This window comes from Desulfobotulus alkaliphilus (assembly GCF_007830435.1).
GTDB classification, from domain to species: Bacteria; Desulfobacterota; Desulfobacteria; order Desulfobacterales; family ASO4-4; genus Desulfobotulus; species Desulfobotulus alkaliphilus.
The window spans coordinates 164,186-181,719 of sequence record NZ_VLLC01000001.1 but is presented as its reverse complement, the minus strand read 5'-3'; the positions used below and the strand labels follow the sequence as shown (position 1 = coordinate 181,719).

Below are 17,534 nucleotides of genomic sequence, written 5' to 3'. Positions count from 1 at the left end.
ACAGGGCAAGAAGCTCCCGAATCCGGCACTCAAGATCCTTCAAGCACTTTTGCTCCCGTAAAGGGCTTGAGCTTTTCAGCTTGAGTGCCGGATTGCGTCACGGTCAAACAGCCGGGATACCTGTCTGACTGACAGATGTGGCCTTTAGCAAGCAAAGTCAGGGTCTGACGGCAAAGGCATGGCCGCAGGTTTCGGGCCTATGGCTCTGCCTTTGAAAAACGCTTTCATCCCTTGCTGTGACCACCCGGACTTCATTGGTATAGCCCCGGCTGAAAAGCTCCGAACTCCAGTACCAGCGGTTGGGGTCGGGCAGGGGATAGGCCGGAGGATTTTTAAATATCTGGGCCAGCTCGCTTTCCCTTGGCAGCCGCCAGTCCCTGTGACCACCGAGATCAAGGTTTTGCACAAAGTCCCTTGCCTCATTGAAATTAAGGCATTGGCCCGTATGGGCTTCGGAATCCGTCAGCATCCATATCTTTCCGGTCTGTCTGTCCTGCACCGTTCCATTGTTGAGGTTGATGAAACGCTGGGCCACCCCTGCAAGCCGCTGGTTCATTTCCCTTGTGGCATTTTCAAGGCGTGCCCTTGCCTCTGTGGCCCTTGCCCTTTCCTCCGCCTGCTGACGCTGCAGGGCCAGTGCTGCCTGACGCCTTCTTTCTTCAAGGGCTTGCTGCTCCCGCCTTGCCCTTTCCGAAAGAATCTGGTTTCGCATGGTCTGGGCCCGGCTTCGGTAATGGTCCGGCGGAGATTCGGTGAGGTAGCGGTCCAGAAGGGAGATGCGGGCCGTTTCACTGAGACCGGGGCGGTTGAGATCCGACTGCAGACTTTCCCACATCCGGTCTTCTGCTGTCTTTTGCTCAAGCTCCGTGATGCGCTGACGAACAAAGGCGAGAATCTGCGGATCGTTTTCCTCTCGCCTTGTTCTTTCAAAAAAACGCAGCATCTCTTCATTGCTGTTCAGCTTCTCTGCAGAATCCTGAAGATCCTCAATGCGCTGCTGCCGTAGAAGGCTGGCCAGATGGGTGCGGGCCCTTTCCACGCCTCCGTGCTCAGGGAAATCTTCCATGTATTCACGGGCGGCAGCCACGGCACGGGATCGTGTTTCCCTGTTGTTGACGGGAAGCCCAAGCATAAATGCCAGCCGCCGGTCTCCCCTTTCTTTTATGCTTTTTTCCAGGATTTCCATGCCGGGATTTTCCGGAAAACGCTGCTGGAAATCCCTTGTCCGCTGTAACCAGTCTTTTTCGGGAAGCTCTTGCACAGTCATGGCCGCCATATTTTTTGCCATGGTAAGAATATGATCCTCGCGCAGCTTTTTAACCGTATCCGTCCTTGTGCCGAAAGGATGACGGATAAGAAAGCGGTCATAGAGTCGCAGCCCCCTTTCAAAGTCTTCATGACCGGAAGAAAGCTGTTCTTTTTCTGTCATGAGTTCACGGAAATCCCTTTCCAGTATATTTTCCCTGAGCTGACTCCTTGCGTGGATGAGTTCTTCTGCATGGGGGCTTTCCGGAAAGGCATCCAGAAAGCGGGTAAACAGAACTTCCTGCTGTTCGGGCAGTTCCATGCGCAGGAGGGATTCCTGAAGTTCCGAATAGGCCGTGTTATGCTGGTACCGGGCATAGCCAAAGTAGGAAACAGCTGCAGCGACAACAATGAAGCCTATGGCTGTAAAACTGAAAATCAGAAGCTGTTTTCTGCTGAATTTTGGAGCAGGAGAGAGCTTCGGAGGTTCGGGTTTTTCTGCATGGGAAGGCTGCTCCGGTTTTAAAGGCTGTTTTGCGCTGGTCTGTACGGCCTGTATCCGGATGGGCTGCAAGGAGGCTTCGGGAGAGACGCTCTGGGTAAAATCCGCATTGCTGGCCTGACGTATTTCATCGTCGGAAAACTCATAGGCACTCAGGGCGGCCAGCTCATCATCTTCTTCATCATCAAAACCGCTTCCGCTGTCCTGCTGGAAAGGTGCCGTTGGCTCAGGTGTTTCTTTATCTTCAAGCACAGGGATCTCATCTTCATCGTCTTCTTCAGCCCCGATGTTCTGGAGTTTTTCATCCTGAAGCCGTGCCCCTTCCATGAGAAGGTGCATCATGGGCACACGGATTTTTCTTTCCGTGGCAGCGCAGTCCCTTTGCATGTGAATGACAGGATCTTTGAGGCATAGAATCTCGTAGGCGGCATCCAGTGCGGGCAAATCCCTGTAGCTGGCATCAATGACTTCACCCTCCCGGATATGGATTTCTCCCTGGGATTTTTTCCCTTTCACCGTGAGTGTGCAGGTGCTTTTTTCCATCTGTACCATCTGGAGGAAAGCAGGAAGGCTGATGCCCTGAATTTTTCCGCCTGGAGATAAGCTCATAAAATGCCCCTGGGTGCTTTAAGTTTTTGTGAATAAAGATGCGCCTTTTATGTCTTAGGACTCTTCTTTGTTTTCCGGGTGCAGAATATCAAAGGACTGGATGTTTCTGAAACCCCTTGGCAGCAGTTGCCCCCTGCGTCCCCTTACCCCCCGGAAAGGATCGAGCTGACCCGGCTTCAGGGTAAGGCTTCGTTTTCCGGCCCAGAGAACAAGGCTGGCATCCGAAGGGAGAACCATGAGGTGTTTCAGCACTTCTTCTCCGCTGGCAGCTCTGGCTGCCAGTATGTTGATAATTTTATTGCCCTTTCCCCTTGGCAGTACGGGAAGATCCCCAAGGGGGAAAACAAGCATGCGGCCTTCGTTGGTGATGGCGGCAAGGAGCAGATCCTGAATCCGGGAAAGGCCCAGCGGTTTTAAGGGAACGGCTTCCCGGGTCAGGGTAATGAAGGCTTTTCCTGCGCGGTTTTTGGCCATCATGTCCCCAAGCCTTGCTATGAAGCCGTAACCCGCATTGCTGGCCACGAGAAAGCTGTCTTCGGGCCTGCCCATGAGCAGGTGCAGGGGAACGGCATCCGGAGGAAAACTCAGACGGCCGCTGAGGGGCTCCCCGTAACCTCTGGCCGAGGGCAGCCCGTGGGCCGCAAGGGAATAGGATCTGCCCGTTGAATCGATGAAAACCGCCTGCTGGTCACTTTTACCCCGCACAGCATCGAGAAGACCGTCTCCGGACTTATAGGAAAGGCTGTGGCCGTCCACCTCATGGCCCTTGGCTGCCCGGACCCATCCCTTTTCCGAAAGAATCACGGTGATGGGTTCCGCAGGCATCAGCTCATCCTGACGCAGGGGACGGGCCTCTTCCCTGGCAACCACCTGGGATCTGCGGCCATCGCCAAACTGCTTTGCATCCTGAAGAATTTCTTTTTTGATAAGGCTTTTCAGTTTTTTTTCTGAACCGAGAAGCCCTTCAAGGCGGCTGGCTTCCTCTGCACAGGCATCCTGCTCCGCCTTCAGTCTTACTTCTTCCAGCCGTGCCAGTTGCCGCAGGCGGGTATCGAGAATATATTCCGCCTGAATTTCCGTCAGACCAAAGCGCTCCATGAGAACGGGTTTTGGTTTGTCCTCCTGACGGATAATGGCGATGACTTCATCAATGTTCAGGCAGGCAAGAAGAAAACCTTCCAGCAGGTGCAGGCGTTCTCTGAGTTTGTTCAGTCTGTGTTCCAGCCGCTGGCGTACGGTTTGTGTACGGAAGGCCAGCCACTGGGAAAGGAGGCTTTTTAAGCCCAGAACGCCGGGTTTTCTGTCCATGGAGATGAGGTTCATGTTGACCCGGCAGTTTTTTTCCAGATCCGTGGTGGCAAAGAGATGGGCCATGACGGACTGGGCGTCTGTTTTGGGGTTTTTCAGAACAATGACCAGACGCACGGGATCTTCATGGTCGGACTCATCCCTGAGATCCACCACCATGGGGATTTTTTTTGTCTGCATCTGGCCTGCTATCTGTTCCAGAATTTTTGCACCGGAGGTCTGATGGGGCAGGGCTGTGATAATAATCTCTCCGTTTTCCACCGTGAAAACCGCCCGCATTTTAATGGAGCCGTGGCCGGATTCGTAGATGGAAAGGATTTCCTGTCTGGGGGTGATGATTTCCGCACCCGTGGGAAAGTCAGGCCCCTGAATATGCTGGCAGAGGGAAGCTGTGTCCGCATCCGGGTAATCAAGGAGGTGGACGCAGGCTGCGGCCACTTCTCCAAGGTTGTGGGGGGGGATATCCGTGGCCATGCCCACGGCAATGCCGGATGCGCCGTTGATGAGCACATTGGGCAGCCTTGCCGGAAGGACTCTGGGCTCCGAAAGGGTGCCGTCAAAATTGGGTATCCATTCCGTGGTGCCCTGACCCAGTTCGGAAAGGAGCAGTTCCGCATAGGGGGTGAGTTTGGACTCCGTGTAACGCATGGCGGCAAAGCTTTTGGGATCATCCTGGGCACCCCAGTTGCCCTGACCGTCCACAAGGGGGTAACGGCAGGTGAAGGGCTGGGCCAGATGCACCATGGCCTCATAGCAGGAGGCATCTCCGTGGGGATGGTATTTACCCAGCACATCCCCCACGGTGCGGGCGGATTTTTTATACTTGGCAGCGGCCTTGAGGCCCAGCTCGCTCATGGCGTAGACAATGCGCCGCTGTACGGGCTTCAGACCGTCTCCGATGTGGGGAAGGGCCCGGTCCAGAATGACATACATGGCATATTCAAGGTAGGCCGTTTCCGTAAAGGTATCAAGGCTTAAGGCTTCATCGCCTTCCAGGGTATCCGGGGTGAGGATGTCTTCGCTCATGAAAGGATCTCCCCTTCATCGGTATTTTCTTCAAGGGTTTTATCCCCATGGGTTTCCAGCCATACACGGCGGTCCTGGGATCGTTTTTTGGCCAGCAGCATGTCCATCATATCAAAGGTACGGCTGTCATTGTTAAGGGTGAGACGCACCAGCCTGCGGGTATCCGGAGCCATGGTGGTTTCCTTGAGCTGCATGGGATTCATTTCACCAAGACCCTTGAAACGAACCACGTTGACGGTACCCTTTTTCCCTTTTTTCCGGGCAATCCGGTTTAAGATGGCTTTTTTTTCCGACTGATCCAGAGCATAGAAGACCTCTTTTCCTGCGTCAATGCGGAAAAGAGGGGGCATGGCCACATGGACGTGCCCCTTTTCCACCAAAGGCCGGAAATGGCGCATGAACAGGGCACAGAGCAGGGTGGCAATGTGCAGACCATCGGAGTCCGCATCCGCAAGAATGCAGATTTTACCGTAGCGCAGTCCGGAAAGGTCATCGGATGCCGGGTCAACGCCTATGGCAACGGAGATGTCATGGATTTCCTTTGATGCAAGAACCTGCCCCGATTCCACCTCCCAGGTGTTGAGGATTTTTCCCCTCAGGGGCATGACCGCCTGAAACTGTCTGTCCCTGGCCTGTTTGGCAGAGCCCCCGGCAGAGTCTCCTTCCACCAGAAAGAGCTCCGTCCGTCCGCTTTCCTGGGAAACGCAGTCCGCAAGTTTTCCGGGCAGGGCCGGTCCTGCGGTGATTTTTTTTCTGGATACGGTTTTTGCGGCCTTCAGCCTTTTCATGGCCGCCTGTATGACAATGGCAGCAACGGCTTCCCCCACTTCAGGATGGCGGTTGAGCCAGAGACTGAAGGTATCCTTGACCGCTGTGGAAATGAAGCTGGCTGCCTGACGGGATGAAAGGCGTTCTTTGGTCTGGCCGGAAAACTGGGGTTCCGACATCTTCAGGGAAAGGACAAAGGAGCAGGATTCCCAGACATCCTCCGGTGCCAGCTTGACACCCCGCTGCAGGAGGTTTCTGAATTCACAGAACTCTTTGAGGGCAATGAGAAGCCCGGACCGGAAACCGTTAACGTGGGTGCCTCCCTGGGGGGTGGGGATGAGGTTGACATAACTTTCCGCAACCGAACCCGGACCTTCGGCCATCCATGTGGCAGCCCATTCAACGGATTCATTTTCCGTATCATGGCTGCCGGTAAAGGGTACTTCGGGAACCCTTTCCTGCATGTCCAGTGTGGTGTCCAGATAGTCCCTGAGTCCGTCTTCGTAGTGCCAGTGTTCCTTTGTCCCTGCAATCTCATTGGAAAAGATTACCTCAAGGCCGGGGCAGAGGACGGCCTTGGCCCTTAAGATGTGGCGAAGTTTTCCGACGGAGAAATCCGGGGCATCAAAATACCGGGGTTCCGGCCAGAAGCGCACCTGGGTTCCCGTATTCCTGCGGCTGACCGTGTCTATGGGGGTGAGTTCTTCGACCCTGTATCCCTGTTCAAAGGCAATGGCGTAACGCTTGCCGTCCCTGCGGATTTCCACTTCCAGACGGCGGGAGAGGGCGTTGACAACGGAAACGCCCACCCCGTGCAGGCCGCCGGAAAAACGGTAGGTCTTGCTGGAAAATTTGGCCCCTGCATGGAGGCGGGTCAGGATAAGTTCCACGCCGGTGAGGCCTTCTGCCGGATGCATGTCCACGGGCATACCCCGGCCATCGTCCAGTACGGACAGGGACTGATCCCTGTGCAGGGTGACGGTAATTTTTTTTGCAAATCCTGCAATGGCTTCATCCACGGCATTGTCGATCACCTCCTGGGCCAGATGGTTGGGCCGCTGGGTGTCCGTGTACATGCCGGGCCGCTGCCTTACAGGGTCAAGGCCCCTGAGAACCTCAATGGATTCCGATGTATAGTCTGTGGATGCCGGTGCCGCTCTGTCGAACATGAAAATCCCGATGCCTCATTGTTGAAACTCTGGGCAGCAGGGAGAGTGCCTCTCCTGCTGCCGGAAACAAAGTTTTATATATACCCCAGATTCATCTGGAACGAAAACCGTCTTTTTATGAAAATAAAATAAGGAGGAGGCGAAGGGAAAAGTCAGGGAAGATAACCGAGGGCCCTTGAAACTTCCATGGCCGTTGCCAGAAGATCCCTTGTGTGATGGTCCCGGTCCGGCCCGGAAAGCAGTGCCGGACTGTCGGAGATGCTGATGGCTCCGGCACATTCTCCGGTACTGTCCCATACGGGGGCAGCAATGCAGCTCATCCCGTTCATGTATTCTTCGGATTCCGTTGCAAAGCCCGTTAAGCGGATCTGTCTTATTTCTTCCCTGAAAAGGTCCTTTTCCGTACGGGTTCTGGGCGTGAAGGGAATGAAATCCGTATTTTCCATAAACTCGTTACAACTTTCTTCGGGCAGGGCCGCCAGCATGACTTTCCCTAAGGCCGTGCAGTAGGCGGGTAGCCTCGGGCCCAGATGATGCTGGAAACCCGCATGGAAGTGGGGAAAAAGATTCATGGTGACAAGGGCTGCATTTCTGTCCCATATGGCAAGCCTTGCCATGCGCCTTGTGGTTTCCGCCAGCCTGCGGGTGGGGGCCATGCCCACCTGATTGATTTTTAAGGTGGCGGAAAGATAGGTTCCCAGCTCATAGATCTTGAGTCCAAGGCCGTATTTTCTGGTTTCAGGGTCCTGCTGCAGAAATCCTTCTTCATGGAGGGTCTGCATCAGTCCGTGTACCGTGGGTTTGGGCAGGCCCATCTGTTTACTGACATCGGTGATGCCAAGCCTTGGGTTCTTGCTGGAAAAAAAAGAAAGGATGCGCAGGGCACGCTGAACGGATTGTATGCTCATGGAATTTCTGCTCCAGTGTTTTCCGGGGTGACGGTTTTCAGGCCGTCAGACTGTTCCTGTTCAATGGATACGGGAAAGCGGATTAAAAAACGTATGCCGCCATTTTCAGGGCTTTCACAGGAAATGGACCCTTTCAGGGTCTGGGTGACCAGATTGAAGGTAATGTGCATACCAAGCCCTGTTCCGCCTTCTCCTCTGGCTGTGGTGTAAAAGGGATCAAAGATATGCCTGAGGGTTTGGGGGGAAACACCTCTGCCATTATCCCTGTAAATGATTTCTACCATATCACCGCTTGTGTGGATATCAAAATGGATTTCTCCTTCATTCTGAGGATCAAAGGCATGGGTTACGGAGTTGAGGATGAGGTTGGTGACAATCTGGGAAATGGCTCCGGGATTTTGAAAAAGCATCAGGTCTTCACGGCACAGGATAAAAACCTTCTGGCGGGTATGGCGCAGTCTGGGGCTGAGGCTGAGCAGAATATCCTCAAGGTGGGCTTTGAGTCTGAAGTGGCGGCACTGGTTGGAGGTCTGATCCACGGCCACCTGCTTGAAACTGGCAATGAGATCCGCAGCCCTTTTAAGATTGGACTGCAGAATTTCCGTGGCCTCCTTTGCCGTATCCATAAAGGCCCTGAAGTCTGACTGGCGCAGTTCGTTTCCGGAAAAAAGATGAAGAATATGGCGGGTTTTTTCCGAGAGAAAGGTGGCGGCTGTAATGCTGTTGCCTATGGGGGTGTTGATTTCATGGGAAATGCCCGCCACAAGGGAGCCAAGGGAGGCCATTTTTTCCGACTGCACCAGCTGTTCTCTGGCACTTTGCAGGGCTTTGATGGAGTCCGTCAGTTCCTGATTGATTTTTTCCAGTTCATCGCTGCGTTCTTTAAGTATATTTTCAGCATCTTTTTGCAGGGTGATGTCAAAGGCCATTTCATAGCGGACCATGCGACCATCGGGCCAGCGTATGCTCCTGTTTAAACAACGGAACCAGTTCTGGCTTGAGGGGTTGAAAAATTCATGGGTTTCAGGGGCGCCTGCCCTGCTGAACTCCGGACTGAGAGGCGTAAGAGAGGTGCAGTGTATGCAGGGGATTTGTCTTCCATGGATAATTTCATGGCATTTTTTTCCCGTGGCATCTCCCCATAGTTCTTTGAATGCCTGATTCACAAAGAGAATTTCGTGGTTTGAGGGATCTGTGACATAAATGACCTCATCAATACTGTCAAAGATGGAGAGAAGCTGCTCCCGCTCCCTGCTCAGGTCTGCGGTTCTTTCCTCCACCCGCTGTTCCAGTTCCTGATTCAGTGTTTGCAGCCTGCTGAGAATATCGTTAATGGTTTCAGTTAGCTGGCCAAGCTCATTTTTCTCATTGCCATGGGGAATGGTTATTCTCTGTCCTCCGGGTCTTGATGGATGAATGGTGGCGATCTCTCCGGTCATGCGGAGCAGGGGACGGCTCAGGGTGCGGTAAAAAATATAGGCAAGGATGGCTGCCATGGTCAGATACTGGATGAAATCCATCATCATTGCCAGAGCAGAGCGCCGGAAGAGTTCCATGAAAATGGGATGGGCATCCAGTTCAATTTCTATGTAACCCACAGCCGTATTCGCAGGGGTGAAAACAAGGGCATGGCGGAAAGGTGCAGGCTGAATGACTTTTACTATGAGTGGAGTAAGGGCATGATCCGTCCGGCCCCTCTCCCTTTGTACGAAAACCATGCCGAAGTCATCCACAAGGCGGACACGGCCAATGATGGGAAGGGAGAAGAGGCCATCTGCAATGCGCTCTCCCTGTCTTATATCCAGATGGTAAAGGGACTGGGCAGCGGATGCTTCGCTGATGATAAAAAGCTGCTCTATATGTTCCTTCAGGAATTCCTGATCCCTGTAGTAGTCCGTGGTCATCCGTACGCTGCTGGTAATCAGGCCCGTGAGCATGGTCAGTACAAGAACCCAGAAGGTCTGTCTCAGTGAAAGGCTGCGCCGCATACGAAGAGATATTTTTTTCATGGTTCCCCCCGGACGGGCTGGGTAATGGTGAAATAGGATTCAAGGCTTCCGTCCGCTTTCATCTCTTCTATGGCCCTGTTGATATCTTTGAGGAGGGCTGAAGCCGGACTGTTTTTTGCAATGCCGATGTGCATGTCCCAGGATTCCAGAGGTACGGGCCATATGGAGAAAAAATGGGACTGGGGGATGTCTTTCATTCGTTCTGCGATGCTGATTTCCTTGCCGATGAGCAGGTCAATGCGACCGGCTCCCAGGGTTCGCAGACCCGTTTCAATGCTGGGAAGGTTTTCAATGTCAAGCTGATGGGAATCCGCTTTTTTTTCAATGCCAGGAGAATGGCCGGGAATCAGCCCCAGGGTGTACCCTTTAAGGCTTTCAATATCTTTGTATTCGAAGTTGGGATGTCTGCGTGTGTCGTAACAGATGATGGTGTGACTGGTAAAAACAGGGTGGGAGAAATGAAGCAGATCGTCCAGTTCATCCTGATGTTGAATAAGGAGAATACCGTCAAGCCTGCCGAAATCCAGCATCCGGAGCACCCGGTTCCAGGGGTGTACCAGAACCTGTACGGAGTTGCCTGTTTTGGCAAAGATTGCAGAGACAAGCTCTATGGCGGGGCCTCCACTGGCAGGGCCGTAGCTGCCTTCCACCAGAGGGGGCATGGGATCCGTTGCCAGAACATAGGGGATGTCCGCACGCAGATTGCCCTGTCCCAGACATAAGGTCGTGAGAAGGATGATGGAAAACAGGAATCTGCGAAAAAATGGAAAAATCATAGTAATTATTCAGTATGTTTTATTCTGAAAAATTATTTTTTCTGATTACCACTGTCTTTCAGCCATACAAACCTTCATCATGGAAATTATATGACCAGATTTTACGCATGTCAGCGGGCACCCGTAAAGGGTGCCCCTACACAAAACAGGGTCGTAAAAACCATTCGTAGGGGCAGGCCTTGCGCCTGCCCGTGTTAAAGCCCGCACCATAGGCCTGGCAACAACCTGACCAGCAAACTGTGGCTGAGTCAGGGTAGTAATCAGATTATTTTTTAATTTAAGGGTCTTGATTCCAACAAAAGACAATCGTGCTGTTTGTGAGTGACATTGCAATCGTTTCGGATTCCGGTACTCAAGATCCTTGAAGCACTTTTGCTCCCGTAAAGGGCTTGAGCTTTTCAGCTTGAGTGCCGGATTGCGTCACGAACAAACGGCTAGATTGTCTATGCGCCTGATTGTAAGTTTAAGATTTATAGATGGAAAACTGTGCTGAATAGCAACCCACGCCGTGTTGCGGCGTTTTGTCATAAAGTAACTTTTGAAGTTACTCAGAAGCAGCTCACGCCCTGTTAGGGCATCTTGTCGTAGAGTAACTTGTGCCGGATTCAAACTCATTTCGATCAGTGATGGATAATTGGCCATTTTTTAAGCTTTTGAATTAAAAGAACTAAATTCAAGTTACTCAGAAGTTGCAATGCATAAAATTGTCAAATGATAAAAACAGGGCTCCGGTCAAGGCTTAACGTATGAAAAAAAGCCTCTTTGTCAGGAATCGGGAAACCAGGGACGCAGATCTTCGGTATCCGGAATACCGTCGCCGTCCATATCCGTATCCATTGTGAGTCCCGTGGCCTTTATGGCATCCTCTGATGCCAGCGGCGAAAAGAAATCCGGCCTTCCATCGGCATCGGTGTCAAAACGTGCGGTCTGATTGCCTGAAAATGCGCTGTATCCGAGAATATTCTGGCGGATACGGGTGATCAGAAAGGGAAAGATTTCTTCGCTGACAGGAACGCCTTCCATGGTTCTGTAGGCATCCCGGAACCATCCGCCGGAGCACCACAATTCCGCAGTTCGAAATCTTAACTGATACGCAAGGTCCGGGTTTTCCACATGGGCAATCAGTTCTTCGCATTCCCATAACAAAGAACGGGTGAGATTGTCACGTACATTAAAGAGAAGTCGTGTGCGGATGACCTGTAAAAGGGAGGCAAAACGTTTTTCCAGATGCCGGTCCCTGCCAAGTCCTGCAGCATGTGTGGATACATTTTCTAACAGGTTGATTCTGTGAAGTTCCAGAACTGTATGCTTGATTTCACAATTGTCCAGTCGTCGTGCAACCGTTGCCATCAGCTGGATGCTGCTGTCTGCTTTTCGGGGCGCTGCTTCTGTATCCTCATGGAAACGAAGGGCTTTCAGAAGGACTTTTTCTGCGGTGACCGAATCCCTTTCAACAAAAACCCTTGCAAGGGCAGCGAGCTGCCTTGCCTGATCACTGCCATAGAGGCCCCTTTTTATTTTTTCCACTTCTTTCTTCAGTTCTGTTCGGGCTTCTGCCTGTCTGCCAGCCAGAAGAAGGGCCCTGATGATACGCCGGTTTTCAAGGGAAGCGGGGTCTTTATACGCGGTTTTTTTTTGAATTTCATCCAGCCGGGACAGCAGCAGTTCTGCATTTCTCCCTGCCTCCAGACGGGTTTCTGTGGCGCGGATAAGAAGGTCCCTGTACCAGGAGGGGGCTGTGCTGGTTTTTATCCACGCAAGGGTCTGTTCTTCATCTTTTTCCGGGCCCATAAGGGCGGCCATGCGCAGGGCAATGTTGCGCTGAATTCTTCCGGGGCGCTGGAAATTGTAGCGGCGGAGATCGGATTGTAAAAGAACCTGTGTTTCAGGATTGAGTCTCGTATCCGGATGGATGGCAAAGGGGAAAGTTTTTGGGATCTGGTTGATCAGGTTAAGGGCTTCCTCCTGAAGGCCAGCCGCATAAAGGGCCTCGGCAAGGGAGGGGAGGCGGGCTTCAAAACTTTTTCCCGAATATATGGCCTTGAGCGCTTCATGCCATTCTTCCATCAGCAGATGATACAGTCTTAAAACCTGATTTTTTTCTCCCATTTCAGCATAAGTCCGGAGAAGATAGATTTTTGCAATGGACTGGGCTGCGCCGGGCTGGAACCACTCGGTGCCGGTTATAAGAACGGTATGACCCATGTCCTCAGCATACCCTGTTTCGGGCAGGTTTCTGGAAACAGGCAGAAAATCCACCATGGCTTCCATGGCAGCGACGATGCGCAGGGCTGTTTCAGGATCCTGTTCCTCTATGGCCATGAGGGCTGTCTGCCGGAGATTATGAAAAATATCCTGCTGGTTTTTATCCGGCATGATTCCCTGCTGCAGTTGTTGTTCCGCCCTTTTGAAATATTTCACAGCCGCTTTGTACTGGCCCTGAAGCCGGTAAAAATCCATCATGTGAAGGGTAAAGGAAACGTCCTTTCTTTCTTTATGAGGGAAGCTTTTTTTCAGGCGGACGAAAAGGGCCTGTGCATGTTTTTCCTGGCCGATATCAAGGAAATAGCTGTGGCAGGCTCTGTAAATCCGGAATCTGGCTTCCATGTCCAGACGGGTATCGGCCACATGCAGGGCCGCTTCTGTCTCATCCCGGCTGAGCATGAGGCGGGCGAGCAGTTCATTGTAAAGGGGGTGCTGTTCAAAGTCTTGCATCATGTAAAGGATGCGCCAGGCATAGCTTGCGGGCGAGGCATCGGAAATATGGAAAAGGGCTGCCCTTGCGGCATTGTCATTGCCGGGAATATCATCGGGATGCAGGGGAAGGTCTGCGGGCATGGGATGGAGATTGTCCAGGGCAAGGCGGTCCGGACATAAATTTTTATGGGACAGGGAGCTGTGGGAACAGGAGCAAAACAGCACAAGGCCTGCCATGAGAAAGGAAAAATTCAGGTGCTTCATGGTGTTTTTCCCTTTGGGTCAATATAGAAAAAAGCCGATTCTATAAAGGTTTCCCGGCAGTCCGGGCATTTACCGGGCTTTGAGAAGCGTTTTCTGTCCGCAAAGGTGTATCCGCATCCCTGACACCGGGCAGGGATCTGGCGGAGTTTCAGTTTCAGAGGTTTCAGGCTTTTTTCCACATGGGGCAGTTCTTTGAGAATCTCTTTTTCCGGCAGTCTGAGTTCAAGGGAAAGATCCCTAAGATTATGGGGCTGCGTGAGCAGGAGGGTGCGGATTTTCTGTCTGGGGGTTTCCATATGTCTGGCACCTGCCTTTTTTTGAGCATTCATCCACGGCAAGAGGTCTGTGAAGACCAGAATATGGTTTTCTGGTTTCAGGTGGGGATGAAAGGATATGATTCCCTTCACCCTGCAAGCGGGCCGCCCGAAGGACGACCCGCATGGGTTCAAAGCTGTTCCATCAGCTTCTGGATGACCTGCTGCAGATCCCTTGTGAAACCGGAATCTTTGCGTGCAATGGGATTGCCTTCATCACAGGCATCCACAACCTTTGCATCGTAGGGCAGGGTGCCAAGAAAAGCAATACCCGTTGCCTTTGCCGTACTTTCTCCGCCACCGGTTTTGAACAGGGCAATGCGCTCATTGCAGTGGGGGCAGTCAAAGGGGCCCATGTTTTCCACAAGGCCTGCAATTTTCAGATTCACGGTTTTGCAGAAGTTAATGGATTTGCGCACGTCTGCAAGGGCCACTTCCTGGGGTGTTGTCACAACAATGGCTTTGGCATCGGGCACACTCTGTACCACGGTCAGGGGTTCATCCCCTGTGCCCGGAGGGGCATCAATGATCAGAAAATCCAGATCCCCCCATTCCACGGAAGTGATGAACTGCTGAATCATGCCGGATTTGGCAGGTCCCCGCCAGATCACAGCCTGATCCCTGTCCTGCATCAGGGATTGCATGGAAATGACACCGAGATTTTTGCCACCGTTTGCAGGGATAAGCTGTTTGGCTCCGGAAACATCCAGAAGACCGGAAAGCCCCATCATCTGGGCAATGCTGGGGCCGTGGAGATCCACATCCATCAGGCCGGTCTTAAAACCCTTTTCCGCAAGGGCCACGGCGAGGTTGGTGGCAACGGAGCTTTTGCCCACACCGCCCTTACCACTCATGACCAGAAGCTTATGGCGGATTCTGCCAAGGGATGCTTTCATCATGGCATCTTTTTCTTCGGCGGGATTCTTTTTTTTCTGATCAGGCATTTTTTCATGAATCATGGTTCTTCCTCCTGTGTTCCTTGTATTCTAGGTGTATCTGTCAGGCTTAACTGAGAAATCCAGTAGTGTTTCCTTGTGGCCCCAGTGCCTGGCATGGGAGCCCGGAGCGGCACTGTGGCTGTATTTTCGTCTTCTCCGGCCATCTGCATCTGCTATGGCAGAAAAGGTTTTATTGCCTCCCATGCAAAGCGTCAATAGAATAATTTTGAGACAATGCTCACAAGTCTGCTTGCTGAAAATTTTGGAGAGATGAAGGGGACAAAAGACTGAGGCGGAAAAGGGAGCTGTCCATCTGGGATGCGGGTTCAACATGGCGGATGCGCAGACGCAGGCTGTGCTCGCTGCTTTCGATCTGCCAGATGCGGGGTTTGGGATGCAGGGAGGTGAGGGTGTAGATCACTTTGTTTCTGTGCAGCCGGTCCAGTCTCAGGAGATCCCCGCGGGCATCCAGCAGAAGGCGGGCTTCTGCACGGCGGCCATGCATCAGAAGAAAGGTGGAAGGTCCATCTGAAACCACCTCTGTCCACTCAGGGAAAGGAATTTCTCCGGCCAGCAGAAGGGAAAGTTCGTTCATATCCAAATGGATACCCATTAACCTGCGGGTGAGGGCCCCAAGGGAGTTTGCTCTCTGCAGTTTCCCGGAATCCATATCCCGTATATGCACATGTCCGGGAGCTGCGGCCATTTCCAGAAAAGGTGCCCCCATGGGTGTCAGTACGGCCATACGGAGTCCCTTGTGCCGGGACACGGCATAGGCCAGTTGCAGGCTGCCCCCCGGTGGCAGGGAGTCCGGCAGGGTGAGTATGGCCCTGCCCTTGAAGTCTGCGGGAATTTCCCTGTGTATTTTAAGTATCTCCGGAAAATTTTCCGGAGCCATGGGTGCAGGTCGGTGCAGGGCGCAGGCTGCAAGGCTGAGGAAGAAAAGCAGTGCCGCAAGGGTGCGGATGCTGCGATATCCCGCAGGGGCAGGCAGGTCAGGGTTTTTCATGGAAGCGCCTCAATTTCAAGGGAAAGGGCTTCCAGTTTTTCCCGAACTTCTGGGGCCTCCTTAAACTGCAGGGATTTTTTATAGGCTTCCACAGCGGCTTTTCTTTTTCCGAGGCTGCGGTAGGCGTCGCCCAGATGATCCAGAATCACCGGATCTTCCGGAAGGAGGCGGGCGGCTTTTTCGAGGTAGGGAAGGGCCTTTTCCGGCTTTCCCTGTTTAAAGTAAACCCATCCCATGCTGTCTGTGATGTAGCCGTCACCGGGTTTCAGCTCCATGGCCCTGCGGATCATGGCTTCTGCTTCATCCAGACGGATTTCCATCTCGGTCAGGGTATAGCCCAGATAGTTCAGGGCATTGGCATGGTCCGGGTTCTGGTCGATCAGGATGGCCATCTGTTCCATGGCCGCCTCTTTTTTATCCATCCTGTCCAGAACAATGCCCAGCCTGTAGCGGACATGGTGATCTTCCGGGTCTTTTTCAAGGCTGTCTCTGAAAATATCCGCCGCATCTTCAAGGCGGTCCGCTTCTTCATAAAAAGCGCCAAGGTAGAGCCGAAGGGTGGCATCATAGGGATTGGTGACGTGGGCTTTTTCTAGGATCTCAATGCCTTTGTCTATGTTTCCGCTCTGACTGTCAATGTAGGCAAGGTGAATGACCGCTTTACGGAAAACGGGATCGGCTGGATCAATGGAAGCATAAAAGCTGCGGGCCTTTTCCCGTTTTCCCGTTTCTTCATGGACAAGACCCAGCGCATAGCGGATTTCTCCGTTTTCCATGTCCTGACTGCGGAGTCCTTCCAGAAGAAAAATGGCATCGCTATATCGTTTGTTTTCCACAAAAACGGAAAAAATTCTTCTGATCACCTCTTCCCGTGTCTCTTCCTGATTAAGGAGTGCCATGGCCTCCATGGCCGCATCCTCCCTGCCGGTCTGATAAAGAAAGAGGGCATGGTCCATTCGTATTTCAACGGATTCCGGGTTCATCGTCAGAAGATTCGTATAGGCCTGCTGAATGGCCGCAACCTCGGGATTGTTTTTTCTTGGGGGCAGAAGAATTTTTTTTCCCTTTTCCAGATGATCCATATCCACAAGCTGGGGATTGAGGGCCATGACCTGTCTGCGGAGGGCAGGTGTCGGTCTGCCGGAATGACGGACCAGAAGGGCATCCAGAGTATCTCCCTTCCTGATTTCTACGGTAAGGGAACGGGTAAGGCGCTGGCTCAGAATATTGATGCGTTCCAGATAGGGTTCCAGAAGATACGGGGCTTTTTCAATGACAATATCAAAGTTTTCAAGGGCCTCATCTGGCCTTTCCAGAAGGGCAAGGAGCTGACCCAGATAATAATATCCTGCATAATTTTCCGGATGCCGGGCAATGAGATCTCTGTAAACGGCTTCGGCCTTTGCCGTTTTCTTCTGTGCCAGATAAAGATTACCCAGAATCAGATAAATGCGCTCCCTGTCCGGATCAAGGGCGATGACCTTTTCATAGATGGGAATGAGTTCCTTGATATCCTGTTCCAGCATCTGCTGTATGCCCGCAAAGACAATGAGGGTTTCCGGATCCTCAGGATCCAGCTCCAGAGATTTTCTGATGGCCTGCAGGGCCGCCTGGGGCTGACCTGTGCGTACAAGGATGGCAGCCAGTTCCTGCTGGAGAAAGGCGGATTGTGGGTCCAGAGCCGCTGCCTGCCTGAGAAATCCGATGGCTTCCAGGGGGCGGTTGCGGTTCAGGCGGATCTGTGCTTCCGTGTAGTAATAGTAGGGAGATTCCGATGCCCGGGGCGCAGGAAGGAGGATGACGACCGACTCATTTTCTGAGACAGGTGCAGGAGGCTCAGGCTTCTGCTGACCGGGAGATCTTAGGGCGCATGCGGACAGGGAAAAGAGGAGAAGAACGATGAAAAAAAGGTAAAGGACACCTTCAGTGAAACCTTTTGTTTGCAGATGAAAGACCGGAGGGGGCGATGGAGTCTGCATACAGCACTTTGCC

General features: G+C 52.6%; 11 protein-coding genes. All 11 read right to left on the bottom strand.

Annotated elements, in window-relative coordinates:
* Positions 1 to 157: 157 nt before the first annotated feature.
* Positions 158 to 2,356 (bottom strand): DUF4388 domain-containing protein, encoded by a 2,199-nt coding sequence (locus LZ24_RS00835; RefSeq protein WP_144681330.1) that lies wholly within the window; start codon positions 2,354 to 2,356, stop codon positions 158 to 160.
* A gap of 54 nt (positions 2,357 to 2,410) precedes the next feature.
* Complete coding sequence (gene parC / locus LZ24_RS00830; RefSeq protein WP_144681328.1) at positions 2,411 to 4,690, bottom strand: DNA topoisomerase IV subunit A; 2,280 nt, start codon at positions 4,688 to 4,690, stop codon at positions 2,411 to 2,413.
* Positions 4,687 to 6,627 carry a DNA topoisomerase IV subunit B gene (gene parE / locus LZ24_RS00825; protein ID WP_144681326.1) on the bottom strand — a complete coding sequence of 647 codons (1,941 nt, stop codon included), beginning with the start codon at positions 6,625 to 6,627 and terminating at the stop codon, positions 4,687 to 4,689. Before parE ends, parC begins: the two co-directional genes overlap by 4 nt.
* A 152-nt stretch (positions 6,628 to 6,779) precedes the next feature.
* A complete protein-coding gene (locus tag LZ24_RS00820) occupies positions 6,780 to 7,535 on the bottom strand; it encodes an IclR family transcriptional regulator (RefSeq protein ID WP_144681325.1) in 756 nt (251 codons plus the stop codon).
* Entirely contained in the window at positions 7,532 to 9,544 is a 2,013-nt protein-coding gene (locus tag LZ24_RS00815; RefSeq protein ID WP_144681323.1) for an ATP-binding protein, read from the bottom strand. Before LZ24_RS00815 ends, LZ24_RS00820 begins: the two co-directional genes overlap by 4 nt.
* Positions 9,541 to 10,320 (bottom strand): substrate-binding periplasmic protein, encoded by a 780-nt coding sequence (locus tag LZ24_RS00810; RefSeq protein WP_144681321.1) that lies wholly within the window; start codon positions 10,318 to 10,320, stop codon positions 9,541 to 9,543. The genes LZ24_RS00815 and LZ24_RS00810 overlap by 4 nt, the downstream gene beginning before the upstream one ends.
* Positions 10,321 to 11,085: 765 nt before the next feature.
* The gene (locus LZ24_RS00805; protein ID WP_144681319.1) at positions 11,086 to 13,281 is read right to left on the bottom strand and encodes a tetratricopeptide repeat protein; all 2,196 of its coding nucleotides are present in this window, start codon (positions 13,279 to 13,281) and stop codon (positions 11,086 to 11,088) included.
* Positions 13,278 to 13,577 carry a transcriptional regulator gene (locus LZ24_RS00800; protein ID WP_144681317.1) on the bottom strand — a complete coding sequence of 100 codons (300 nt, stop codon included), beginning with the start codon at positions 13,575 to 13,577 and terminating at the stop codon, positions 13,278 to 13,280. Before LZ24_RS00800 ends, LZ24_RS00805 begins: the two co-directional genes overlap by 4 nt.
* 149 nt (positions 13,578 to 13,726) lie before the next feature.
* Positions 13,727 to 14,554, bottom strand: a complete 828-nt coding sequence (locus LZ24_RS00795; RefSeq protein ID WP_144681315.1) for an Mrp/NBP35 family ATP-binding protein — start codon at positions 14,552 to 14,554, stop codon at positions 13,727 to 13,729.
* A 217-nt stretch (positions 14,555 to 14,771) separates the two neighbouring features.
* Entirely contained in the window at positions 14,772 to 15,542 is a 771-nt protein-coding gene (locus tag LZ24_RS00790) for a hypothetical protein (protein ID WP_144681313.1), read from the bottom strand.
* On the bottom strand, positions 15,539 to 17,521 hold the full coding sequence (locus tag LZ24_RS00785) for a tetratricopeptide repeat protein (protein ID WP_186442846.1): 1,983 nt from the start codon (positions 17,519 to 17,521) through the stop codon (positions 15,539 to 15,541). Before LZ24_RS00785 ends, LZ24_RS00790 begins: the two co-directional genes overlap by 4 nt.
* Between the last annotated feature and the right edge of the window lie 13 nt (positions 17,522 to 17,534).